Genomic DNA, 2,398 nt, shown 5'->3' on the forward strand with positions numbered 1-2,398 from the left:
GTAAGCGGTGTTCTGTCGGCACCTTGCGCAGCCTCGGGGCGTGGTTGAATTGGGGGGATGGACGAGCACCGCGTTACGACCGCATTGGACACCCACATTGGAGTGCCTCTGAAGCCTACTGGGCGCGTCGAGGTTCTTGGCCGACTGTCAGGTCGGCGCCGCGTCTGGACGGTTGAGCAGAAGCTGGAGTTGGTCGCTGAGATGGAGCGCTGCGATAACGTCGCCGCTTTTGCTCGTGAGCGGGAGATCAGCACGGCGCTGCTGTACACGTGGCGCAGGGAGCTGCGTTACGCCATGGAGGCCGCCAAGCTCCCCCCACGAGACGAGCCCATGTTTGTGCCGGTCGTGGGTGGCTCGCCGCCAAGCTCGAGCGATAGCATTGATGTTGAAGTTGGTGGCGCCGTGGTTCGGATCGGACCGGCAGCCAGGACCGATCTGGCTGTGGCGATCCTTCAAGCTCTGCAGGCTGGGGTTGGCTGATGATAGGGATCGGCGCGAGGGTGATGGTGGCGACGCGTCCGGTGGACTTTCGCAAAGGCCCAGATGCGCTGGCTGCGCTGGTAGGTGCCGAGTACGGCGGTGATCCCTATTCCGGCGTGATCTACGTGTTCCGGGCCAAGCGCAGTGACCGGATAAAGCTCGTCTGGTGGGACGGCACCGGGCTGTGCCTAATGGCCAAGAGGCTGGAGTCCGGCGGGTTCAAGTGGCCGGCGATCCAGGACGGCGTGATGCGGCTGACGGCGGCGCAGTTGGGTGCCTTGCTAGAGGGTCTGGACTGGCGCCGGGTGCATGGCGGACGCCGCCCGATCGCCCCGCAGATTGCCGGTTGACGGGGGCTCTGCCTGCTGATTCACTACTGTCATGCTCATGGAAGCGGACCTTCCCAGCGACGTTGAAGCGCTCCGCGCGCTCGTCCTCGAACAGGCCCGCGAGCTTGATGCACTGAAGGTTTTCCAGGCCGAGGTCGAACGCCTGAAGGCGATCATCGAGGCCTTGCAGCGGCACCGGTTCGGCCGCCGGTCCGAGCAACTCGATCCCGATCAGTTCGAGCTTGCCCTCGAGGAGATCGAGACGGCCTTGGCCGAGGCCCAGCACGCCGTGGCTAAGGCGAGCAAGGCGTCTGCGGATCGCCCGCGCAAGGCCAACCGCGGTTCGCTGCCTGCTCACCTGGAGCGGATCGAACAGGTCGTCGATATCGAGGATAAGGCCTGCCCCTGCTGCGGCGGCGCCCTTCACCAGATCGGCGAGGATGTTGCCGAGCGTCTCGACGTGGTGCCCACCACCTTCCGCGTGCTGGTCACCCGCCGCCCGCGTTATGGCTGCCGCTCGTGCGAGAGCGCAATCGTCCAGGCACCGGCTCCGGCGCGGATCGTAGAGGGCGGCATACCCACCGAGGCGCTGATCGCGCAGGTCCTGGTCGCCAAATACGCCGATCACCTGCCCTTATACCGCCAGGCCCAGATCTACGCGCGGCAAGGCATTGAGCTCGATAGGTCGACCCTGGCGGACTGGGTTGGCCGGGCAGCCTGGTACCTGCGCCCCTTGCGCGATCACATCCTCGACCGATTGCGACGATCCGGGCTGCTGTTCGCCGACGAGACCACTGCGCCGGTGCTCGATCCCGGGCGCGGGCGTACCAAGACGGGCCAACTTTGGGCCTATGCCCGGGACGATCGTCCATGGGGCGGCGAGGATCCGCCGATGGTGGCCTATGTCTATGCGGCCGATCGCAAGGGCGAACGGGCCGAAGCCCACCTTGGTGACTTCGCCGGCATCCTGCAGGTCGATGGCTTTGGCGGCTATGCCGCTCTGGCGAAGCGACGGCAGCAGGTGAGCCTGGCCTTCTGCTGGTCGCACGTGCGGCGTAAATTCTACGAGCTGGCAGACAACTCGCCGGTCGCAACCGAGGTGCTGCGCCGGATCGCCATGCTCTACGCGATCGAGGACCAAGTTCGCGGCACCTCGGCGGAGCAGCGCCGCGCCGCGCGAGCCGAACGCGCCCGCATCATCATCGATGACCTGCACGTCTACCTCGAAGCACGGCTCCGTCAGGTCAGCGCCAAGAGCAAGCTCGCCGATGCCATCCGCTACGCGCTGACCCGCTGGGCCGGGCTGTCGCTGTTCCTCGACGACGGCCGCGTCGAGCTCGATTCCAACACCGTCGAGCGGTCGATCCGGCCGCTGGCCCTCAATCGTAAGAACGCGCTCTTCGCAGGCTCAGATGAGGGCGGCGACAACTGGGCGGTCATCGCCACGCTGATCGAGAACTGCAAAATCTCAGGCATCAACCCGCTTGCCTGGCTGGCCGAGACTCTCACCAAGCTAGCTGCAGGTCACCCGGCCAACGCCGTCGGTGAGCTCATGCCTTGGACCGCCGTGGCCTGAGCACACCGCTTAC

The 2,398-nt window shown here is 66.0% G+C and carries 3 protein-coding genes; all 3 read left to right on the forward strand.

Annotated features, from left to right (window positions below):
* The first annotated feature begins 57 nt into the window (after positions 1 to 57).
* From B9A23_RS22000 to B9A23_RS22010, 3 genes are read left to right on the forward strand one after another with little or no spacing between them, the layout of a single operon-like run.
* Positions 58 to 480 (forward strand): transposase, encoded by a 423-nt coding sequence (locus tag B9A23_RS22000; protein WP_084281535.1) that lies wholly within the window; start codon positions 58 to 60, stop codon positions 478 to 480.
* On the forward strand, positions 480 to 830 hold the full coding sequence (gene tnpB / locus B9A23_RS22005) for an IS66 family insertion sequence element accessory protein TnpB (RefSeq protein ID WP_084281536.1): 351 nt from the start codon (positions 480 to 482) through the stop codon (positions 828 to 830). The genes B9A23_RS22000 and tnpB overlap by 1 nt, the downstream gene beginning before the upstream one ends.
* Positions 831 to 861: 31 nt before the next feature.
* On the forward strand, positions 862 to 2,385 hold the full coding sequence (locus B9A23_RS22010) for an IS66 family transposase (protein WP_084281537.1): 1,524 nt from the start codon (positions 862 to 864) through the stop codon (positions 2,383 to 2,385).
* The last annotated feature ends 13 nt before the right edge of the window (positions 2,386 to 2,398 follow it).

It is taken from the genome of Novosphingobium sp. B1 (genome assembly GCF_900176395.1).
Classification (GTDB): Bacteria; Pseudomonadota; Alphaproteobacteria; order Sphingomonadales; family Sphingomonadaceae; genus Novosphingobium.